General features: G+C 45.8%; 15 protein-coding genes. All 15 read right to left on the bottom strand.

The window, feature by feature from the left end; translation table 11 throughout:
* Positions 1–19: 19 nt before the first annotated feature.
* Entirely contained in the window at positions 20–1,264 is a 1,245-nt protein-coding gene (locus H8S64_RS01625; protein WP_186974680.1) for a Calx-beta domain-containing protein, read from the bottom strand.
* A gap of 24 nt (positions 1,265–1,288) precedes the next feature.
* On the bottom strand, positions 1,289–1,483 hold the full coding sequence (locus H8S64_RS01620; protein WP_186974679.1) for a hypothetical protein: 195 nt from the start codon (positions 1,481–1,483) through the stop codon (positions 1,289–1,291).
* 25 nt (positions 1,484–1,508) lie between these two features.
* Positions 1,509–2,897 (bottom strand): RagB/SusD family nutrient uptake outer membrane protein, encoded by a 1,389-nt coding sequence (locus tag H8S64_RS01615; protein WP_186974678.1) that lies wholly within the window; start codon positions 2,895–2,897, stop codon positions 1,509–1,511.
* Positions 2,898–2,930: 33 nt separating this feature from the next.
* Positions 2,931–6,524 (bottom strand): SusC/RagA family TonB-linked outer membrane protein, encoded by a 3,594-nt coding sequence (locus tag H8S64_RS01610; RefSeq protein ID WP_186974677.1) that lies wholly within the window; start codon positions 6,522–6,524, stop codon positions 2,931–2,933.
* Between the two features lie 95 nt (positions 6,525–6,619).
* Positions 6,620–7,762 (bottom strand): FecR family protein, encoded by a 1,143-nt coding sequence (locus H8S64_RS01605; protein WP_099291087.1) that lies wholly within the window; start codon positions 7,760–7,762, stop codon positions 6,620–6,622.
* A 531-nt stretch (positions 7,763–8,293) separates the two neighbouring features.
* Positions 8,294–8,854: an RNA polymerase sigma-70 factor gene (locus tag H8S64_RS01600; protein ID WP_099291086.1), complete on the bottom strand. Its 561-nt coding sequence runs from the start codon at positions 8,852–8,854 to the stop codon at positions 8,294–8,296.
* Positions 8,855–9,303: 449 nt separating this feature from the next.
* Complete coding sequence (locus H8S64_RS01595; protein ID WP_099291085.1) at positions 9,304–10,584, bottom strand: thioredoxin family protein; 1,281 nt, start codon at positions 10,582–10,584, stop codon at positions 9,304–9,306.
* 15 nt (positions 10,585–10,599) lie between these two features.
* Complete coding sequence (locus H8S64_RS01590; RefSeq protein ID WP_099291837.1) at positions 10,600–11,028, bottom strand: hypothetical protein; 429 nt, start codon at positions 11,026–11,028, stop codon at positions 10,600–10,602.
* A gap of 21 nt (positions 11,029–11,049) precedes the next feature.
* The gene (locus H8S64_RS01585) at positions 11,050–11,679 is read right to left on the bottom strand and encodes a fasciclin domain-containing protein (RefSeq protein ID WP_099291084.1); all 630 of its coding nucleotides are present in this window, start codon (positions 11,677–11,679) and stop codon (positions 11,050–11,052) included.
* Between the two features lie 10 nt (positions 11,680–11,689).
* Positions 11,690–13,318, bottom strand: coding sequence for a RagB/SusD family nutrient uptake outer membrane protein (locus H8S64_RS01580; protein ID WP_255469378.1), 1,629 nt, complete (start codon positions 13,316–13,318; stop codon positions 11,690–11,692).
* Between the two features lie 4 nt (positions 13,319–13,322).
* The gene (locus H8S64_RS01575; protein WP_186974676.1) at positions 13,323–16,805 is read right to left on the bottom strand and encodes a SusC/RagA family TonB-linked outer membrane protein; all 3,483 of its coding nucleotides are present in this window, start codon (positions 16,803–16,805) and stop codon (positions 13,323–13,325) included.
* Between the two features lie 80 nt (positions 16,806–16,885).
* Positions 16,886–18,049: a FecR family protein gene (locus tag H8S64_RS01570; protein ID WP_186974675.1), complete on the bottom strand. Its 1,164-nt coding sequence runs from the start codon at positions 18,047–18,049 to the stop codon at positions 16,886–16,888.
* Positions 18,050–18,140: 91 nt separating this feature from the next.
* Positions 18,141–18,707, bottom strand: coding sequence for a sigma-70 family RNA polymerase sigma factor (locus tag H8S64_RS01565; RefSeq protein WP_186974674.1), 567 nt, complete (start codon positions 18,705–18,707; stop codon positions 18,141–18,143).
* 112 nt (positions 18,708–18,819) lie between these two features.
* Positions 18,820–20,007 carry a TolC family protein gene (locus H8S64_RS01560; protein WP_186974673.1) on the bottom strand — a complete coding sequence of 396 codons (1,188 nt, stop codon included), beginning with the start codon at positions 20,005–20,007 and terminating at the stop codon, positions 18,820–18,822.
* Positions 20,008–20,024: 17 nt separating this feature from the next.
* A complete protein-coding gene (locus H8S64_RS01555; RefSeq protein ID WP_186974672.1) occupies positions 20,025–23,129 on the bottom strand; it encodes an efflux RND transporter permease subunit in 3,105 nt (1,034 codons plus the stop codon).
* Between the last annotated feature and the right edge of the window lie 15 nt (positions 23,130–23,144).

The following is a 23,144-nucleotide window of genomic DNA, read 5'->3' as shown; positions in this document are numbered from 1 at the left end:
AATATTTGTTTGTCTTGCGTTATTCTTTCACTTTTGCAAAACGGAATACTAGAGGGAACATTTCCATATCACCTTCAAACATTTCGTAGGTATCATACAAAAATTCGATAGGCTCATATTGCAGTATTCTGATCTCCAATACCTCACCGCCTTCCACGAGACGCATACCTATGGTGGTTTCTTCTTCTTTTACTTGGTTGGGTGAGAAATGAAGATTCACCTTATCACATCTGACAGAAGTAACTAAAGCTAGATCGGTAAGTGTTTCCCATAAATATTCCTCCCCTGTGGAACCGATATGGATTTCTGTGTCCCTGAAATAATTCCGTAAATCACCTGTCATGTGTACTTTTATCATATCCATTCCGTCTTCCGTGACAAATTCCAGAATATCCGTCGCAGAATTATTGGTGGGTAGGGCAGTCAGATCGTCCGGGAAATCTCCTCCAACGAGCATTTCCATATAATCTTGACACATGAAAGCGGAATAAGTCCATTTCCCGGCTAATTTATTCATGGAGAGCGGGCCTACTATGGGAATTTCCATTTCGTTATAATTCCCGAAGTAGAAACTTTCGTCCGGTAGGGTCAGAGCTAACTCGAGTCGGTCGTGCCCTTCTTCTACCAGTAGATAACGGACTTTGATCTCTGCTTTGTCTTCGCCCGGCTTTATCACGAATGCATGCACGTCACCCTCTATCTCGTAATGGACTCCTGCTTCCGCCGTGGTCCCGTTGCCAATCACGAACGGGATTGAAAGAGGTTCGGTAGAATTGTATTTACCCGTGACGGCTCCGGCCACGGTTACTTTCACGATAAGTTCGTCTTCTAATTCCCGCCAATCTCTCTCGAATGAAATAATCATTTGTTCTTTGGTTTCAATCGGGATAATGACAACTCTTTTATCGCCCAATTGAAATCCCGCCACGGGTTCCAGTTCTAAACGGATTTCCCTGTCCTCGTTGTAATTTTCTTTCGGCTGGATTTGTATTTTTGCTCTATCTTGTCCGGCTTCCAGTACAAACTCGTCTGCGCTCAGTTCGTAATCTTCCCCTCTGACAGCTGAGCCTCCAACCGTGAATTTAACCACGGTTTGTTCCTCCACGGCACCATCGGCTCTCAATTCCACTTCAAGAGCGCCGTTCGCCTGTAATATATAAATTGATCTACCGAAAGACAATGATGCATCGTCATTATTATCGTCATGACAAGAGAGCATCCCGTATGTTAGTAGAGTCAATAAAAATATCCATATATTTTTCATGATATTTTATTTTTCTGTTAAATACTATCGTATTGCGTTATTGTATTCTTCTTTTCTCTCTTTGATGATTTCTCGGTCAGCCTCTGTCAGTACCTTACCTTTCGGCAATATATACCGGGAAGTAACCAAGCCTTCTTTGGGAGGAAGATCGTCCGTGTCATTGCATCCGGTCAAACCGAAGAACAAACATATGGCCAGTATAAATAATATTTTTTTCATGATTACTTTATTTTTGATTGTACACTTAATCTTCGTACCCTTCATTTTGAATCAGGTCGGGTAGTAATTCTATATCTTTTTTCGGGAGGGGAGCCGTGTAGAGATATTTACTGGTAATATATTTTTTCCCTTCTGCGGTTCCCCAGAACTCCGGTCGTCCGTTACGTTTTAGTTCAAACCACCGGTCTCCTTCCATGAACAATTCCTTGCGGCGTTCGGAAAGGATCACTCGCATTAGTTTGGATAGCGTCTTTCCGGTAGCATTAACTTGGATAAGGTCATTGTCTCCGATTTCCGGCAAATTGTCTTTCGTGTAGGCTACATAGTTCTCTATACGTTTGGAACGCAATAAATTCAAATATTCCAAAGCGTGGGATTCATCCTCTTGGTGCAAGTAACTCTCTGCCAGCATCAGACACATCTCTGCACTTCGTACATTGGCGCACACGTTTTTTTGAGCCAGACGTTGTTTGTTAAATGACAGTTCGTAACGGATATCCTGTTTTCCGTCCGTGAATAATTCCACGAGCTCTTTGCTCACCGGGCGATATTTGCGGTCTTCTAGTGCGAAACCGTATGTCATATCGGATACTCCCATTCCTCCTACTGTATAAGAACGGATGAGAACGTTTCCTTTTTTCTCGTTTTTACTTTGAATCATATCCACGTATGCCTGTCCTGCCAGTAAGGGGTATTTTTCAAGTAATTCTTGTGCCAAGGGAATTACCTTGTCCCATTTCTGGGCCCAGAAATAAAGTTTTGCCAAGTAGGCTTTTGCCACGTCAGACGTGAAAATCCAAACTTCATCTTTAACGTTGTAATCTATAGCCGCTAAAAGATCTTTTTCTATAAATTCGAAAGTTTTTGTCCAGCTTGACCGTAACGGGCGTTCTTCCATATCAAAACTTTCGACTAGCGGTAATCCGAGTAACTCGTTTTCGCGAGATTTGTCATATGGTTCACAGAAAGTGCGCAGCAGATTGTAGTAACATACCGAACGGAGACAATATGCCGTGCCTAACACGTTTTTTTCTAATGTTTCATTTCCGTCGTTTAAATTGTCAATGACAATGTTACAATCACGAATATACCCGTACAAGTATTCATATCCGTCAGAGATGTCGTTCAGTCCGTCTCCCACGTAGGTTTTTAGGGCTCCTCCTTGCGGGTAAAAAGTCAGTTTAGCATCTAGGTTATCAGAGTACATTTCGTAATCCAGAATAGATTTAGCATCTCCTAGAATGTAGTTTTCCATGGCTCCTTCGACACGATTCAAGTGGAGCTCAAGCATTGCCCGAAATTCTTCGGCAGTCTTTGGCAATATCTTTCCCTTCGGTTTCACGTCCAAATATTCCTTGCACGAGAAACAAATGAATGTAAGGAAAGCGATGATGTATATATTATACTTTTTCATTTTTCTCGAAATTTAATTGTTCTGAAGCTTGTATTAAAATCCCAAGTTTAATCCAAAAGTGACAGATCTTGTCAAAGGATAAGTTGTCGTTGGGGTTTCCGGGTCTATTCCCGAGTAATTCGTGAACGTGAAGAAATTATTCAAGGTTAAGGCAAAACTCAATGACGAGATCCTTAATTTTCTTGTCACGTTCTCAGGTAAAGTGTATCCTAGCGTGATGTCTCGAATTCGGGCAAATGCCACGTTTTCAAGATAAACTCCCCGGGTGACTTCCGTGTCGGTTACGTTATAATAATTCAGATTTAACGGTTCACCGTGATAGTCAATAATCCGGGGGTATTTTACTCCTGTCCTGTTAGTTTTGGTCCAGCGGTTCGTGGCATCTTTTTTCACGTTAAGATGATTTCGGTATAAATCGTTGTAATATGTTTGTTGCGATTCTCCGCTGCCCGTTAATGCTTGGTAGCTTGCCGGGGATTTCAAGTCTTCCCGGATTTTGGCGTCAAGCACGAAAGTTCCACCGATACTTAATGACAGGTTTTTGTATGCACATCGCAGGTTAAATCCTCCTGTGTAAGGAGCATTTTTTGTTCCGGCGTAAAAAAGGTAATTATCCGCATCATGTAAATCGGAGCCTTTATTGATAATGGCATCCGGACGTAATTTGAAGATGTACAATCCGGTTTCAGGATCAATCTCTTCCACTTTGCCCACGAAAATAGAATTGAGCGGGAAACCTTCACACAGATTCCCGTCCACGTATCCGTTCGGGGATTTGTAGTCAAGTACCTTATTCCGGTTCCAAGCGATGTTTCCGGAGAGGCGTACTTTTACGTCTTTTGTATCCATGATTAAAAAATTCAATGTGGCTTCAAGACCTTTATTTTCGATCACGGATGTATTATATCCTTGTTGCGTGAAACCTGTTGAACTTAATACCCGCACGGCTGTCACGACATCTTTACTCTTTCGGTAATATCCTTCCACGAGACCGGTGATCCGATCATCCAGTAAACCGAAATCAAGGGCTGCTTTTATGTCCCGTGTCTTTTCCCAGCGTAGATTAGGGTTCGGGGCGTTGGCAACTCTTCCCATGCGTAACATTTCATTTCCATACTTGCGGTATTCCTTGTCATAAGACATAATCAAACGGGGACTGTAAGTTTTGCTGATATTTCCGGTATACCCCCCCGCTACACGGAGAGTCATTCGGCTCACGATAGGTCTTAAGGATTGCATGAAATTCTCTTCTCCCAAGTGCCATGCAAACCCCAGTGACCACGTGGGATTGAATTGCTGGTCGTTACCGAAATTGTTTGACCCGTCCGTGCGGAACGAGAAACTGGTCACGTACTTCTGCTTGAAATTATAGTCCAGAGAAGCGAAGAATGAGGCGAAACGATTTTCCTCCTCCGTCTGTCCGGATAAACCGTCCACGATCTGGGCGAATATTTCCATCTGGGAATAGTCAATTTTGTCGCCTGTTACCGGTTTTGATGGTAACGGGATAGAAGAATTTCCTGTTACAGGATCGTAACCGTAGCGTTTTTCAAAGATACTTTTCGCCAAATCTCCACGTATCTCTGCACCTCCGAACGCCACCAGTTGGTGGTTTATGCCCAAGCGGGCAGTGTAACTCAAGTATCCCCGGGCGGAATAATTCGTGTTATTGGCGGATGTTTGATAAATTGATCCGTATGTTTTGTCTTTCTTGCTTTGATCAAAGGACAAACGGTCGTTATAGGCAGCGTATGTATCAGGACCGTTTATGTTGTCGGTCTTGTAGTTCGCGAAACCGTATGAAAACAAACCGTTAAATTTTAATCCCTCGATAATCGTGTATTCCAAGTTGAAACGAACCGTTGTGGCAAAATTATTCGCTTCACTGGAAGTTTCATTTAATTCTCTTAAAACGTTCAACCCGTTAGGTGGTAAGTTATTCCAATCCCTGCCGTTTATTTTGGACAAATTGCCATAAGTGAAATCAGCCCGATAACTGCCGTCCTCGTTATAAGGAGATTCATAAGGATTTGCGAAGTATGCATACCGGAAAAGATCCACTGTCCCGGAATATCCTTTGTATTTTTGTTGTGATAGATCAAGTCCGATTTCCATCTTTAAACGCTCACTGGGAGTAAGTGAAAGTTTGGTGTTTAACGTGTATCGGTCATAACCGGTTTTCTTAACCAAACCGTTATCTTTCGTGTATCCGAGGGAGGCGTAATACGCGACTTTGGGTGCACCCCCGGAGAGGGAAAGGTGGTGGCTTGTAGACACAGAATTCCTGAATAGTTCGTTGAACCAGTCCGTTGAATGTTTTCCCAGTTCTGCAATGTAAGCATCTTGTTCTTCTTTTGACATGGGTTCAAAGCCTTCTTCGTCCCAATACTTGTTATTTTTGCCTAATTTGCCGGCTCTTAACATCCCCACAATCCCGACAACAGGATATCTTTGTTCACCGGAATTGAAACGCTCTGCGGCAAATTCATCCCACAATTCTTGTTCCCATGCCAGTTTCTCGGGAGCATTCATTAAGTTGGGGTCATGTTGCGGTTTCAAACCCACGGAGATATTGGCGGCGTAATTTACTTGCATTTTCCCGATTTTCCCTTTCTTGGTTGTCACCACGATAACTCCTCCGGCTGCTCTTGAACCGTAAATTGCGGTAGCGGAAGCATCTTTCAGAATCGTGATGTTTTCAATATCATTCGGGTTTACTCCTCCGATACCATTCACGAAAATATCATTAAAATCTCCCGTTTTGATTTGGCTGGTTTTGTTTGTCGGGAAATTCCATTGCATCGGAACCCCGTCAATCACCCATAAAGGTTCTGCATCACCGCTTAACGTGTTTGTTCCTCGAATCCGAATTCGTGAAGTTTCTCCCGGGCGTCCGGATATGGCCATCACGCTGACTCCGGCTACTTGACCTTGTAGTAGATTATCAATACTTGGGTTTGCTTTATTGGCAAATACTTCCATCGGGACTACTGCGACGGATCCCGTGGCCTGTCGTTTCGTTGTTACTTGAAACCCGGTTACAACAATCTCATCCAGTTCGTCGGATTTTGTTTTCATCGTGATGTTTAATTCTTGGGAATCTTTAGGAATATCCATTTCAAGAGTTTCCATCCCGATAAATGAGAATAATAACTGAGTTACTCCTCCCGGGACATTTATAGAAAACCGTCCGTCAATATCCGTGGCATTCCCCACTGTAGTACCCTTGATTAAAACGGTCACTCCCGGCAGGGGTTCCCCTTTCTCGTCTCGAACCACTCCGCTGATTTTACGGGATACTTGTTTTTGAACTGTTTTCTCGGTGATGACAATAATCTTCTCGTGAATTTCATATTGTAAATTTGTCCCTTTGAGTACACGTGTCATCACGGTATCGATCGGGGCGTCTTTCACGTCCAGCGTGATGTCGTTCACCTCGCTGATGATTTTTTCATTGTAAATGAAATTAATACCGGATTGTTTTTGTATCTCCTCCAAAACTGTGACCAGCTTCACATGCCTCACGTTTAGTGTGATTTTTTGCGCCTGAGCCGTTACCGTAGAGGGTAGAGAAGTTAATCCCAGTGTCACCGACACCAGAAAAAACAGACTTACCAATTTGTTCATTTCTTTGTCAATAAAGGTTTAGTAATGTTTGTATTCTTCTTTTTCTTCTTTTTGCGTTAGACATTTTTTCCTCACGGATTTAGTCTGCAACCGACCTATCCTTTCCTTCTTATATGTACAACTTGATCAAGCAATTCAAATTTCACGGGAATGGTCATCTCCAGTACATCCAACAAAGTTTGTAACGGTTTGTTACGATAGATATCACCCGTGTAATATTCTTCCCGGTACCCCGCGTCATAAATGACTTTCACGTTATAGTAACGTTCTACTTGTTTCAGAATTTCCGACAGGGGAGCGTTTCTGAAACAGAACATATCATCGATCCATGCGGTATAGGCTTTTAGTTCTGTATTCGTGATTCGGATTTTACCGATCGTGTCGATCATTGCCACTTGTCCCGGTACCAGTCGACAAGGCTCTCCTGTCATTCCGGAGACTTCTACCGCACCTTCCACCAAAGCTGCCGAAACATAGCCGGCATCGGCGAAGGTATTCACGTTAAACTTCGTGCCTAGTACACGCACTTTCAGTCGGTCGGTATTTACGGTGAAGGGTGCCTGCCCGTTCTTTTTCACGTCAAAAAAAGCTTCTCCCTCTAAACGCACCTCCCGCGTGTTACCGGTGAAAGCAACCGGGTACGTGATTTTACTGTCGGCATTCAGCCATACCCGTGTGCCGTCACTCAATACAAGGTGAAAAGAGGTTCCCCTGGGAACGATCAATGTATTGAACTTGACTTCACGTGACGTGTCGGATGGGGTATAAATGAGTGTATTTTGCTGTATATTGGCGATGGCTGTTCCCATCTCGACGGTGTCGGGGTGATAGGGTGTCGAGAGGTCAACTTGACGTCCGTCCGACAACACGAGGCTCACCCCCGCGGGGAGTGGTTTCATGGACGAAATCATGACCGGTTCCGTCTTGTTCATCATGTATAATGATAAACCTCCCACCAGAAGGATGGCTGCTGCCGCACTCCAACGCCAAACAATGGAACGTGTAGTACGTTTACGGCCTTTGTGAAAGCGAGATAATTGATATTCTACGTCTGTTTTAGAGTAATAATCGTTGAGTTCTGCCAGATCGATATAATTGGTTGAATGGTAAAGTTCACGATTTTCCTCGCTCTCCCGTAGCCAAGCGTCCAACTTTTCCTCTTCTTGTTTGTCGGTTTGAGTAAGTCGTCGTTTGATAGCCAAGCGGCACATTTTGATATATTTTTCCAGTTTCTCCATAGGTCTTTTTTCATGGGGAGGTTGATCTGATGCTCCCGTTTGACTATAGAACAACTAAATTTTGGAAGGGTATGAGTTTTTTTTGAAATATTTTTTCAATAGTTATTGTTTCGTGATGAATTGATTACCAGTATTGCTGTTGATGTGAAAATATAGAATTTGGTGTAATGGATTGATTTCTATCGGTTTCTGTCCTGTATCCTATGGTTGGAAAACATTGATTTGATGAGGTGAGAACCTATATTATTTCTAAATAAATTCTGTATAAATTCCATATGAATTCCGTTTCACTTCCGTATAAAACGCTATTAGAACCCTATTAAAGCGCTATTAAAACCCTATACTATAATAGCGTTTTAATAGCTTATTAAAAGGGTATAAATAACTTTTCAAGTACTACTGCACCGGAATTGATACGAGATTCATCATTGATTCATGTATTTCTTCAACATATATTCGGTATGATTATATTTTGAAAACGACTTAAAACCAGAGGGATATGTTGATTGTTCTTGGTCGGTTTGTTCGTGATTAGTGCAGGGACGTGAGGAAAAGACAGAATATGATTTTGGATAAACTTTCTCGTAGTTGTCTGTAAGCAACCATTTTGTGGGATTTTACAGTCACGATGCTAATCTCCATAAGTTCCGCTATCTCTTGGTTCTTTTTCCCTTCCAAGTGGTAACGGATCACTTCTTTGCATTGCGGGGTAAGCGTGTCTATGGCCTTGTAAAGTAAATGGCGGGTTTCTTCATCCCACACGGATTTCACGAGAAAACTTTCACTCTCCATTTCCCTGCGCATTCGTTCATTGTATTTTTCCTGTATTTTTAAATGTTTCAGGTCATTCAAAATACGGTTGCGTATCACACGATACATGTAAGCGGAAAGTGCCGGTTCCGATTCGAAAGTTAGGTCTGCCGTTTCCCACATCTGCACGAATGTATCTTGTACCACGTCTTCTCCTTGCTGAGTATCAACGAGAAAACGAGAGGTGAAAGCCACGAATTTGTTGAAATTACTTCTAAAGTATTCGTCGAATATAATACTTTCCCCGTTCGTAAAATGTATATGTTTACTTCCCCTCGGCATAAAGCATCCTTATAATTATAGTGGATTTATAAGTATCAATAGTACCGTATATGAGCGGTATAGCTTGTTGATTGAAACTTATTAATCCACGTTTATTAAATGCAAAATTAATCAAAATCTATCAAAGAGAAAATGATATTGTTGATTCTTTCATTTTCGTGGAAATCAATTGATTAACAATATTACCTTTTCAGAGGTAAAATCTTTCGATTGCCGTAAAATCCACTATCATTAAACGTTCGTTTATTGCTACCTCTCTTTGTCTATCTGGATCAGGATTATACGGGGATAATTCTGTTGCTATTCGGAATAGGTAAAGTTACGCTTAAGGTTCCTAAATAGTGGTGGTTGATAACCCGTAAATATCGGTATTAAAAATAAAACGAGCCAGCCGGAGTTTTGTCACTTGGCTGGCTCGTCGCAGGTGGTTAGTTCCGCGTGTTGCTTGTTTATTTCTCGTTTATAGCGTCTAACTTTTGTTTTACTTGGGCTTGCAGGTTGGGGTTTCCCGATTGCATGGACAGCATGTAGGCTTGTGTGTAAGCCTCTTTTGCTTTGGTGATTTCCTTTAAAGTGACGAGGCAGTCGCCGCTTGTCAGGTAGTACCAGAATAGATTTTGAGGTTGAAGCTGTTCTCCGGCTTTTTGACCGAGAGTCAAGTAAGCGTTCAGCCATTTCAGTACGGTACGGGCAGCGTCGTCGCTCAAATCCCCTTTGGTTGCCGCTAATAAATCGGATATGAAACTTTGGTATTCCTGCAACATGACGTTGTCTCCCGTTCGCGTGAGATAGTTGTCAATGAGTTGGACATAGGTTGCTTGATCCTTGTGACCGTAAAGTGCGTTGTAGGCATCGCCTAAAATTGTCAGGAATTCAACGGGGGAATACGTGCTGTGACGCAACGAATCGAAGATGACTTTCATGTCCCCGTCCGCGCGTGCGATCTCTTTCTTGTAATCGAGGTCGTTTTCCTTGGCCAGTTTGTTAATCAGGCTCATGGTATAGCTGAACATCGGGTTGGCTACACGGCGGAAGGGCATGATTTTCAAGTAGTCGTTCAGGTGACTGATGACAAATTCCACATGCTCGTTGTTTTTCTCCATTTCGGAATATCCCATGATGATGGTGAAATCGGTGGGATTCAAGAGGTCTTCCCGGGGTTTGGTTTGCATGTATTGTTCGAATATTTTCTTGACTCGGGCTTCCCAACCTTGTCCCCGGCGTTCCTGTATGATATAAGGCGCTTCATGCAGGATTTGCTGCATGACGTTCACGTCGTTTTTGTTTTTCTTGTGCATGTTCCACAATTCGTCGAAAGAGGGGAGTTCTCCCGTGGCTTCCTTGGCTTTTTGCAGCAAGCGGGTTTTGGAGGCGGCTCCCGTTACCCGGGTGACGGCTTTCCCGTTGTTGTCCATGAACACGAGGGTGGGCATGGCTTGAATCCGGTATTTGCGGGCAAGGTCTTTTTCCTTATCCACGTCGATTTGCACGCACACGAAACGGGCGTTGAAGTAGTCGCCGATTTCTTTGTCCGGGAATACTTTGGTGGCGAGTGTCTTGCACGGGCCGCACCACGTTGCCATGAAGTCCACGAACACGAGTTTATTTTCACTTTTGGCTTTTTTCAAGGCGTCTTGCAAGTTGCCGTTGAAAAAGTTGATGCCTTCTGCCCGGGAGGTTAATGTCCCGAGGCAACAAAGGATTAAGATTAAAAACTTTTTTACTAGCATGATTTTTTATTTGATTTATTCTACGATGATGACAGTTATCGCGTTTTCTACAACTTGGCTGTATCCCGGGTTTGTCAGGCGCACGGATATGGTGTAGGCTCCCGGTTGCGCGTTGTTTTCCAAGGGATATTCCAAGATTCCGCCGCCCCGGATGGATATTTCGTCACGGAATGTTTTAATGGCTTCCGTGCCGAGGGTGGAGGTGACGGATTCTATGGTGAAATAGATTTCCTCCGTTCCCTCGTATCCTTGCATGGCAATGCTTACCCACGGGGCTTTGTTCTGTATTCTCAAGGCATCGGTCACGGGATCGGGTGTTTTGTAAACGTACATGGTGTCCGGGACGTAGGCGGCGTTTTTCGTGATGAGGTATCCTTCCGTTTTCTCGTGGCAGGATAGGGCTATCGTTAATAGTATTCCGGCGAATAGTATTATTTTTTTCATAGTATTGTTTTTTGTCATGTTTTATTCTTCTTCTCCTATCGTGAATCTGTAATCCAAGGCGTGAACCAGACAGTTATCCGGTTCGATGTCCCCGGAAACAACTTGCAGCAGCCGTCCGGATTCCTCGAAGCGGATGTAGATGGGACGGGAGGCGTGTTGTACCACTCCGTTTTTTTCTTCTACCACGACGTAAGTCCAGATTTTGGTTCCGGCTAGCGTGGTGAGGGTTGTTCCTCCGGTACCGACGGTTTCATACAAGCCCGGTTCACCCGCGGGGATTTCTTTACGGTAGAGTTTACCGTCGATCAAGTGCTTCAAGAGGATGGTGCGGCACCACTCGGCATCCAGATCGCTGACTTGTTTCAGGTTGTGTTGCAGTAGATAACGGCGGATGGAATGGTTGGTCATCCCGAAGAAAGTGAATTCTTTGTGCCGCTCGTCTTTACCCTCGAATAATTTGACCATGTCGTCGCCGGCGTGGTGGATCATTACCCGCGTGGAATCCCAGTCGTAAGGGTGTGCCTGCATGTATTCCAGCATGTTTTTGCCTTCATGCCGACCGTCGCTGATTCCGGAGTAGTAGAAGTTGTCTTTCGTGCAGGAGGTTGCTCCCGCGAATATTATTAATACTATTAATATATTGAGTTTCATGCTTGTAAGATTATTGGTTATATCTGTTCCAAAATAGATTCTGTCTCATCAGGTCGTTGTTCGTGAAGAAGTTGGAGGATACTTCCGAGAATAAAGCCCCGTCCTCGATGTCTTTGTCCGTCAAGTACGAGAAGGCGGCGGGCAGTTCTTTCCGGATGTAGTCGTAACTGTCTTTATCGTGCAAGAAGCAGTAGCCGTTGCGCACGATATCGTAGAAGCGATGGTTCTCTTGGAATAGTTCTTTTTCTCTTTCCCGGAAGATGGCTAACTGAATGTTGTTTGCCAATCCTTTTTCCACGTCTTCGGCACAGGGATAGGCGTATTCGCTCTCTTTGGCCGCATCGACGATTCCTCCGGAGGCGGTCATGTTACCGTATGCCCGGCGACGGATCAGGTTGAGGTCGTCCACGGCGTCGGGTTTGTTTTGGCGGGCGCGACATTCCGCACGCAACAGGTAGATTCCTCCAAGGCGCCAGACGATTTCGTTTTGATTCAGACCGCGATATTGCGGTTCGGGGGTGTTGTCGGTGACATGGAAGTAGGGATACCTGAATTTATAGATGAAGGCTTGTTTAATCGTTTTGTTATCGTAGCTCTTCACGATGTTGTCGCCATCCTTGCGCGAGGTATCTGCCACGATGTTGCCGTTTACATTTTTCAGGTAGAGGAAGTCGGCATCCAAACCGTAGAAGTAGGCTTCACGGCGTTGGTCGTTCCGGGAATACATGTTGTTCACGGTTGTTTTGTGGATTTTACACCCGTAACTGTATCCCCCGACGGGGGCATAGCCGGAGGAGGTAATGATGGGGAAGCCGACGAAGTTGTTTGTTAAGTATCTGCTTTCCTGTGCGTTGTTTTCGAGTTCCCAGATGTTTTCGCGGTTATTGCCTTTCATGACGTCCAGCACGACTGATTCGGGGTTGATGGCCAACTGGTAGGAACCTACTTTTTGGTCGATAATCATCGTGCAGTATTCTTCCGCTTTAGCCCAGTATTCGGGTTCGTTTGCCACGCCGGCTCTCCAAGCGTACAGGTGAGCTAACAAGGCTGCCGCGGCTCCTTTGCTCCCGTAGTTTTTGATGATCGGGCCATCCAGACCTGCCAGTTCATCGTACACGGGAAGGTCCATCGCTTTCAGAGCCCATTTTTCAGCTTCGTCAAGGAGTTCTTTTTGGGAACTTTTAGCGAGAGGGGTGAAGTCCGTGGTTGAGCGGAGAATAACCATTTCCCCGTAATCCCGTGCCAGTCGCCAATACCCGACGGCGTTAGCGAAGTAGGCTTGTAACAGGTAGGGTTTCAGTTCTTCTTCCGGGATTTGGAAACGGTGAGCGTTTTCAATGATCAGGCTTGCTTGATAGATCAACCGATAGACGGAGCTTCCGTCAGCCGTGAGTCCCGTTGCCATGTTGCGCATGGATTGGTAGCGGCTATCTTCGTCGATAATCAAGCCCAGACCTAACCTGTTGGATTCTCCGTTGCGCAGGCGAAGCAGCAGTTCGGTCAACAGGGCTTCGGCGTCTTGGCGTGTCTGGAAGTAGTTGGTATATGTGGTCGCGTTTTCCGGTTGAACGTCGATTAAGTCCGTGCAACTGTTGAGCCCCAACACGATGGCTAATATAATACAGAATTGTTTCATCATCAGATTAAAAATTAAGGGTTAAACCTAATGTCCATTTTCGCGGCAGAGGGTATGATTTGCCGTCGTCCAATCCCGTGTAAACGTCGATGGTTTCCGGGTTGCCGTATGAATAGTTGCTCCAGCAGAATAGATTTTCCACGGTCATGAAGAAGCGCATACCGGAGAGTCCGGCTTTGCGTATCCAGTTGTCTTCGAAATTGTAACCCACGGTTAATTGACGCATACTTAGGGAGTGTACTTTTTCGATGTTGCTATCCAGCATGGGCTCTATTATTTTGCCGTATTTCGGGAAATCCGCCTTGTCCCCGGGAGCAGTCCAAAAGGTCACGTCCCGACTGTCGAAGAAGGCTTGCGGGATATTGGCGTAGAGTTGGTTGCCTGCGGTGCGAATGACTTTTCTGCCTAACGTGAAGCTGAATAACATGTTGATGTCGAAGTTTTTCCATTTAAGTTCGTTTACCCAGCCCCCGTAAGCGATAGGGAGGGGTGAGCCTGCGTTGTATTTGTCAGCCGAGCCGTCATGATCGAAGTCCGCTAGGTTGTAGTCCCCGACTTTGCCGCTTGTCTTGCTGCGATTGGTGACTCCGCCGATGTAGGTGGCGTCTCCGTTTATCTTGTAGTAGACGGGTACTTCATCATCCGAGTTATAGAAGCCGTTGTGTTTGTACACCATCATCCCGAATAGCGGACGACCGATGACAAACCAGTCTTGTTGGTTGTTGCGCAGGATGGAGATGTCTTTGTCGCTGTAAGAGTCTTCCAAGCGGTTCCATACTTTAGCCACGTTGAATCTCGTGCGCCATGTTACGGCTCGATCGCGCAGGATGTCTGCCAGTATTTCAAGTTCGATACCTTCGTTGGAAACGGCAATAGCATTTTCTTTGCGGGAGCTCACGGGAAGGAATCCCCCGGGTAACCCGACGTTCATGATTAATGAACTGGTATATTTGTAGTAATAGTCCAGTTTCAGGTTGACGCGGTAGTTGAACATATCGAGGTCTAATCCCAAGTCGTATTGTTCGGTTTTTTCCCAAGTCAAATCCGGTGCCACAGGTGTACCCGTGTAGACGCCCGTGCGGAACTGGAAGGAGGTCATGTTGGCTCTCATCAAGCCGTGGGCGAGGTATGCATCCGAGAATATTTGTCCGGAGGTTCCGTAACTTCCCCGAAGTTTTCCCCAGTTTAACCAATTGCCTGTCCAGCGTTTTATAAATGGTTCCTCCGAGAAGCTCCATCCCAAGGCAATGGAGGGAAAGTTTGCCCAACGATTGCCTTCACCGAATGTGGATGAGCCGTCGCGGCGGAAGGTAAATTCCATCAAGTAGCGCTGTTTGAAGTTGTAGCCGATACGCCCGAAGTAGCTGACCATTACTTTTTCTTCGAAGTCGGATTCATAACTGGTAGTTGATTCCCATCTCGGACTTTGTTCTGTCCCGTAATTGTAAATCGGGGAGTTGATCGAGGGGTCGTAGTAGTTGACGTTGTCGCTGCTGCCGCGTTTCCCGTATCCCCCGATGTAATGGTTTTGTTCTTTATTGATGTTTAAACCGAGCATGATGTCAATGTTGTGGATTTCGTTGAAGCTGCGGTTGTATTTGAACAGTTCTTCCGTGGAGATCATTAAGTTACGCATGATAGCTCCTTGAGATTTGTTTTCGTGATAGGATTCGTCCAGAGTGCTGGGCGTAAATTTGTTCATGTTGTTTTGGGAGTAGTCTATACTACCGGACGCGGAGAGGCTGAATCCTTTGAGGAATTTGTATTCAAGGAAAAGGCTGGCCATAGCCCGGTAGTCGTCAGTTCTGTCCTTGATGCCCTTGGTCGCGTCCAGCCATTCACTGACGATTTCGTCGCTGGCTCCTTCATAAGTTTTCATTTGTTCGGGGACGACGCTCATTTTCTCGTAGCGGCTGCTTCCGCTGCCCGATTTGTTCATGGTTCTGTCGACGTATGCCAGATAGATACGAGAGTCTAAACGCAGGCTTTGAGTGAGTTGAGCGGTCGTGTTGGATATGAGGTTGCCCCGGGTATAACCGCTATTGACCATGATACCTTTCTCGTCATAGATCCCGGCTCCGATCATGTACTGGAATTTGTCGGAACCGCCCGAAGCCTGAATGTTGGCATTCAGGACTTTTCCCGTGCGGAAGGCGTATTTCCACCAGTTGGTGCAATTGTTGTAGTAAGGGTCCAAGCTGTCCTGCAGGTTCATTTCTACCCGAACGTTTGACGTCTGTCCGTTTTGCCAAAAAGCGTCGTACACGCCGGCTTTATTCCAGATTTCCTCGTAGGAGGTAGGCCAGTAGAAGCCTCTGTTTACCCCGAATACCATGTAATAGTTTGTTTGGTTTCTTCGGTTTAAAAGTTGCAGGTAACGATCCATGCGTCCCCCGGTTTGCACGGGGTATTCCATGACTTTAGACCAAGTGTAGGATATGTTGGCAGCGAATTTTGCCGCCCCGGCTTTTCCTTTTTTAGTGGTTACCAGAATGACCCCGTTGCCCGCACGGGAACCGTAGATAGAGGCTGCAGCCGCGTCTTTCAATACTTCGACGGATTCGATCATGCTCGGGTCGAGGTCTGCCAGTGTATTGGTTCCTGTTACCGGAGAAACGAACGAGTGCATGGGTACTCCATCAACTACCCAAAGCGGTTGCCCGTCGCTGGCTCCGTCCACGAGCAGGGAGTTGAAGCCTCGCACGGCGATAACCGAGGCACTGCCGGGGGCTCCCGATTGCTGGATAATGTTGACTCCTGCCAGACGTCCCTGCAACATGTTCGTGATGCTTGCAGACGGAAGTTCTTTCATTTCATCCGCTTTCACGGAAGATATGGCCGAGATCATTTCCCGTTTGTTTTGGGAACCGTAGGCCCGCACGACAACTTCGTCCAGATCGGCAACGTCTTCCTCGAGTTTGACGCGTATCGTGTCTGTCTTTTCGGTAAAAGGCACGGATTGTTTCCGGTATCCCACGAACGAAAATTCCAGAGCTCCGCTTGTCATCGGCAAGGTGATCGAGAACCAACCGTTTACGTTCGTGGCGGTTCCCACGGTGGTTCCGGCGACTCTCACGGTTACTCCCGGAAGCGGAACGGCTTGGCCGTCTGTTACAAATCCTTTTATTGTCACGGATTTTTTTTCATCCGCGAGTTTTTGCTTGATGGCAATCACGTTATCTTGGAATGAAAATATTAATCCGGTTCCTTGCAGGCAATGTGCCAGCACGTCTTTTACCATCATTTGGCGAGCGTTCACGTTCACTTTGCCCGCGGCACGTATGTCTTCGCTCTTGTACACGAACATGTAGTCCGTCAACTCTTCGATTTGTTGAAATACTTCGCTCAGGGTTACGCCTGACATCTGTAAATCGATGCGTGTTTCCTGTCCGTGTGCTACCGCGCGGACGGAACACAAGCCCAAAAGTGTAAATAACGCTAATAATTTCATTTCTCTTAGCGTTTGTTGAATTTTTGGTTTTTGTTTCATAACTTTGTTCTACTATTTTAATTAACATTTCGTTAGTATCGTGGAGTTACTAACGTGTAAGGGGATGTGGGGACATCCCTTTACTTTTTATCTAACACGTAAATTGTTTTTCCGACATAAGTGAATCGTACACCGCAAGTTGCTTGAAGGTGTTTCAGTACACCCTCTATTTCTGCATAGCGATTAGAGTGCAAGTAAAAGCGAACATCTTTTAATGACGGATCCGAGTAGATTACCTCGAAATCATACCAGCGGGAGAGTTCTTTGAAAATGTCTTCCAGACGGGCATCACTGATGGCGATTCTTCCATTGTGCCAAGCGAGTACCGTGTGAACTTTCACTTTTTGAACCGACAATGAACCGCTTTCCGGGTTAAACACTGCTTGAAGGGAAGGTGTTAACACGAGGCTTGTGTCGATACCCGGATAGTGTTGTATGACCTTGCCTGTCACGAGTGTGGTAATTACGTTTTGATCGTCCTCGTAGGCACGTATATTGAAACTTGTACCTAGTACCTGTACGTTCATTTCTTTTGTCTGTACGATAAAAGGGATTTGTTCATCTCGTTCTACTTCAAAATAACCTTCTCCTTCCAGAAATACTTCCCGCATTTCGCCACTAAAAACTTCGGGATACCGTAACGAGCTTCCCGCGTTCAGCCACACTCGGCTACCGTCTGATAACATTACGTTAAATTCGCAACCATAAGGGACGGTCAATTTGTTGTAACGTATCTGTTTTTTGTCGTTATTTGTTTTGTTCGTGTACTCTAGTCGCCCGAAATCGGTCAGCCGGATATCTATTTCATCGGAACGCAGTGTTGTGGAATCACCAAGGGGAAGAATGATTTCTTCCCCGTTATTTAGGGTTAATACCGGCATTTGCCGGCTTGTCAAAGGTATTGTTACCGGACGACGGACTTCCTGTTTCGCTGTTGACCACCACCATGTGGTTATCCCGATGGCTATGAATACGATAGCTGCTGCCGCGTAGCGAACCTGTAATCTTTGTAATCTTCGGGAGCGGATTCGTTGCATGGTTCGTTTTTCCGCTTGCATGTCGTTTACCTGATCCCACCGTTCAGCCCATTCGACACGCCTGAATTTTCGGACTTCTTCCCGGAAGAGTAGTTGTGCTTCTTCGTCTTTTTTTAACCAATGATTGAATGCTTGCTGTTTTTCTTCATCCATGGTTCCGGTCAGGTAGTCATGTATTCGTGTACGTTTTTCTTCTATTGTCATCATAGCTTTGGTTTCTGTCTATAAGATAATAGTAGAAAAGTGAAAATGGGTGAATGTATTTCTTCGTTTTTTTTTTGAAAAAGTTATATCTTGCTTATAAACAGGATTGTCGGAATTGCATGAAAAGGAATATTGCCGGGTCGGGAAATTGCCGGCGAAGTTGTTGCAGTCCATGATTGAGAAGGGTTTTGACTGTATTGACGGAAACGTTTAAGGACTCCGCTGTTTCTTTGTATTTTTTCTTTTCCACGATAATGGAGAGAATAACGGCACGGGTTCTTTCAGGTAATTGGCGGATAGCTTCGCGGATAGCCTCGACGAGTTCGGGGGAGAACGTTATAGCTTCTTCCTCGGTGGCTTCGAACGAGAGAAGTTCGGCATAGGTGTATTCGCGGGTATTTCGAATTTTGTTTACACAGAGGTTGCGCACGGCCCGGAAGAGAAACGCGGCTAACGTGTCCGGGGTGACGCGGGTGTATGCATGGGTGTTGATGAAATGGTAAAAAACGTCTTGTACGATATCTTCTGAGAAAGTATCATCATTGAGTAGGGAGTTGGAAAATAGAATAAGAGGTCTATAATAACGCCGAAAGAGGAGACTTCCTCCTTTATTGACATTCTGTTTGAATGTATTGAGGATATCCGTGTCCGCGATTTGCATGTAGTTCCTTATTTTATTTTCCTCAAAGGTAGATAATAAAATTCAGAATATAAAATAAGGAAGAATTCAACCTTGCTGAATTCCTCCTTGTTTTAGTTGAGTTTCCTGTGCTCTATAGTTTGTATTGATACAATTGAGCCAAAATGTTGTGGTATTCTTTTTCCACGTCCAGATAGCTTTGTTGGCTGTCGTAGAAAGTGGTGAGTTCGACGAAATAGTCGATCACGGAGAGTTGTCCGGCGTTGAGGGCTTTGTTGAGCAGTTCCACGTTGCGCTGTTGTTCAAGGACTTTGGCGTAGTCTTCACGGGAGATCTGCAAGGCTTCTGCCTGATGGTAGAGTTGTTGCAGGCTGGTGCGAAGATTCAGCCGGTTGTCTTCGAGAGAGGCTGTGGCGAATTCTGCTTGGGCTTTGGCTTTTTTGACGGTGTTTTTGTTTTCGAAAAGGGGGATGGATACTCCCACGACGAAACCGTTGGACGCGACGTTACCTGATGAGGCGCTACGTTTGTAACCGACGTCGAATTTGGGCAAGGAGAGGGAGCGGTTGAGTTTCACTTCCCGTTTGGCAATCTCTTGCTCTTCGGCTAAGCCTTTCAAGTTCGGATCGGCGGCGATGAAATCGGCTTGCAATTGCTCGAAGTCGATTAAGCTTTCCCCTGTCGGGTATTCCGTGTTTTGGAACGGGATCGGGTTACCGCCGTTCAAGTTTTGCAGTTGTTCCAACGCGGCGTTCAGTGCGGCTTGATTCAAGCGGCTTTGGTTCTGGGCGTTGAGTAATTCCAATTGGATTTTATTTAATTCCAATTGGTTGGCGTCTCCTGATGCTAACCGTTTTTGATAGAGGGTAAACATGGACTCGGCATTACTTAATCGTTCGTCCAGCAGGACTTTTTGTTTGCGGAGATAAACGATCTCGATGCAGGTTTGTTTTGCCGTCAGAAGAAGTTGTTGACGGTAAGCCGCAAATTGAAGGTCGAATGTACCGGACTTTAACGCGGCGATTTTGTTCTTATTCGCATACGTGTTGGGAAAGTCCAACGATTGTTTTACCGTGAATGAATATTCCGAACCGGGGTTATTCCGATTGCCCCACATTTGTTCCCACTCGAATGTCGGGTTAGCCAGAAATTTGCCGGTTTGAGATTCCAGTTTTTGGGCGTCGGTCATCTTTACGTTGGCTTGCAACGATTTGTTGTTGTTCTCGACGCTTTTCAGAACCTCGTCAATGCTGCTTTGGGCCCTCGCGGAGAGGATGCCCAACAGCATGATGCTTAATATGTATAATTTATATGTATTCATATTGTTTGTTTCAAAGGTTACGCTTCCAAGTTTTCGATATTTTTTTGCTTGTGGTTAAGCAATATGTACATGATCGGAACCACGAAGCCGTTCAACAAGGTGGAGCTTAATAATCCTCCCAAGATAACTTGAGCCAGCGGGCTTTGGATTTCATTGCCCGGAAGGTCTCCCCCGACTGCAAGCGGAATCAATGCCAAGGCGGAGGTTAAGGCTGTCATCAGAATCGGGTTCAACCGATCGAGAGAGCCGTGAATAACACTCTCGTATAATGAAAAACCTTGTTCCCGCAGGTGGTTGTAGTGCGACACGAGCAGGATTCCGTTGCGGGTGGCAATACCGAATAACGAGATGAACCCGATAATAGCGGGAATGCTGATGATTCCCGAGGTGAACCAGATGCTGATGATTCCTCCGATGATAGCCAAGGGCAAGTTCAGCATGATGATTCCGGATAAGGGCATACTGTGAAATTCGTTGAACAATAACAGGAATATCAACATGATAGAGATCAATGAGGTAAGGAACAAGGTACGTGAAGCCGCTTGTTCACTCTCGAATTGACCGCCGTATTCCACGTGATAGCCTTCGGGCAGGGAGATTTGTTCGTCTACTGTTTTTTGGATATCTTTCACGACACCGTTCAAGTCACGTCCTGCCACGTTGGCGGATACGACTATTTTTCGTTGCACGTTTTCCCGGCTGATGGTGTTCGGTCCCACGGAAGGGAGTATTTCAGCCACGTAGTGGAGCGGTACTTTTTGTCCGTTGGCGTCAATCATCAAGTTACCGATTTCTTCCATGTTTACCCGGTTGTTGTCGTGTACTTTCACGGTGAGGTCGAATACCCGACCGCCCTCGTACACTTGGGATATGACTCTACCGGAGAGTGCCACGTTGATGAACTCGGAGAATTCGGGCAAGGTAATGCCGTATTTGGCGAGCATATCCCGTTTCGGTTTGATTTGTAGTTGCGGGCGCTCGATTTGTTGTTCCAGAGTCAGATCGGCGATGCCGTCGATGCCTTGAATGGCGTCTTTGATTTGCCCCCCGATGGTGTACAGTTTGTTCAAATCGTTACCGAATAGCTTAATGGCTATGTTTGCTTTCGTTCCGGACAACATGGCGTCGATACGGTGGGAGATCGGTTGCCCGATTTCAATGTTCATGCCTTGTAGTTTACCCAATTGCTCGCGCACGTCGGCAAGAAATTCTTCCCGGGAGCGTTTGTCAAGTTCGAAAGGAGCTTCGATTTCCGATACGTTGACTCCCAAGGCGTGTTCATCCAATTCGGCACGTCCGGTCTTGCGGGCAACAGTCTGTATTTCCGGGATACCCAGTAATATTTCTTCTGCCATCCGTCCCATCTTGTCGGATTCTTCCAGTGAGATACCCGGCATGGTGCTGGTATTGATGGTGAGCGACCCCTCGTTGAACGGGGGCAGGAAGCTACGTCCCAATCCGGTCATGATGATGATCGTGAAGATTAACAGGGCGGCACTGGTTCCGATAACCACTTTCTTGTGGCGGAGAGCCCATTCCAAGGCTTTTTTATACCATTTTTTCAGCGTGCGGGAAACAATGGGTTCCTTCTCGCTTTTTTTCAATGCTTTCGGGGTGGTGAGGATATAGCTGCATAATACCGGGGTTAAGGTCAAAGCTACTACCGTGGAAGCGAAAAGTGCCACGATGAAAGCGATTCCCAGCGGTATCAACATGCGTCCTTCCATGCCGGAAAGGAAGAACAGGGGCAAGAAGCAAGCCACGATGATTAGCGTGGAGTTCAGAATGGGCATACGTACTTCTTTGGATGCCTCGAACACGATTTTTAGGGAAGAAAGACGTTCGCCCATCGGTCTTTGTTGATTTTCCCGCAGTCGTTTATACACGTTTTCTACATCGACAATGGCATCATCGACCAAGGATCCGATGGCTATGGCGAGTCCTCCCAAACTCATCGTGTTGATGGTTAATCCCAAGGCGTGTAAGGTTAGAATTGCCACGAGTAATGACAAGGGCAATGCTACCAGCGATATAATGGTGGTACGTACGTTCATCAAGAAGAAGAAGAGTACGATAATCACGAAGATTGCCCCCTCGAATAGGGCTTTCTGTATGTTGGAGATTGAACTCTCGATAAAACGGGATTGACGGAAAATGTCGGAAGAGATTTGCACGTCCGAGGGCAATGTCTTTTGCAATTCCGAGATGGCGTTGTCCAGTTTGTCCGTTAATTCCAAGGTGTTGGAATTAGGTTGTTTAGTGATTGTGATTAACACGGCAGGATGTCCCTTTTCGGATGCCAGTCCCAGTTTGGGTTCTTTTTGCCCGATTTGTACCGTGGCGATGTCCGATAAAAGGACAGGTATATTGTCTACTGTTTTCACGACTCCTTTGCCGAGTTCCTCAACATTGTCAGTCGCGAGAATGCCTTGCACGATGTACTCGTTACCGTACTCGTAGAGGATACCTCCCGTGGAGTTCTGGTTCATGTTGTCCACCACGGCCAGTACTTCGTCCATGGTGATGCCGTAGTGTTTCATACGGGCAGGATCGAGAAGTATTTGGTACTCTTTGATATCGCCGCCGATAACGGTTACCTGTGCCACGCCCCCCGTGGAGAGCAGGCGGGGACGGATTGTCCAGTCGGCAATGGTACGCAAGTCCTGTAAAGAGGTCGTGTCGGAGGTCAATCCGAAAATCATCATTTCTCCCAAGATGGAGGATTGCGGACCGAGAGTGGGACTTCCCACGTTACCCGGAAGGGCATCTCCGAGGGTAGATAGTTTTTCAGAAACAATTTGCCGTGCCGTGTATATATTGGTACCCCAGTCGAATTGCACCCACACGACGGAGAATCCTGTCGTGGAGGATGATCTCACGCTGCGCACGTCGGTTGCTCCGTTTACCGCTGTTTCGATGGGGAAGGTTACCATCCGTTCTACTTCTTCGGGTGCCATACCCTGTGCCTCGGTCATGACTACCACTGTCGGGGCATTCAAGTCCGGAAATACGTCCACTTCCATTTTGTGCGCCGTGTAAGAACCCCACAAAAGCAGGACAATCGACGCGATCATTACCACCAGTCGGTTGTGTAATGAATATTGTATGATCTTATTTAACATCCGTTTATTGATTTG

Source organism: Butyricimonas hominis (assembly GCF_014287455.1).
GTDB classification, from domain to species: Bacteria; Bacteroidota; Bacteroidia; order Bacteroidales; family Marinifilaceae; genus Butyricimonas; species Butyricimonas muris.
Note: the sequence above shows the minus strand (reverse complement) of the source record. Positions and strands in the feature narration are given on the sequence as shown.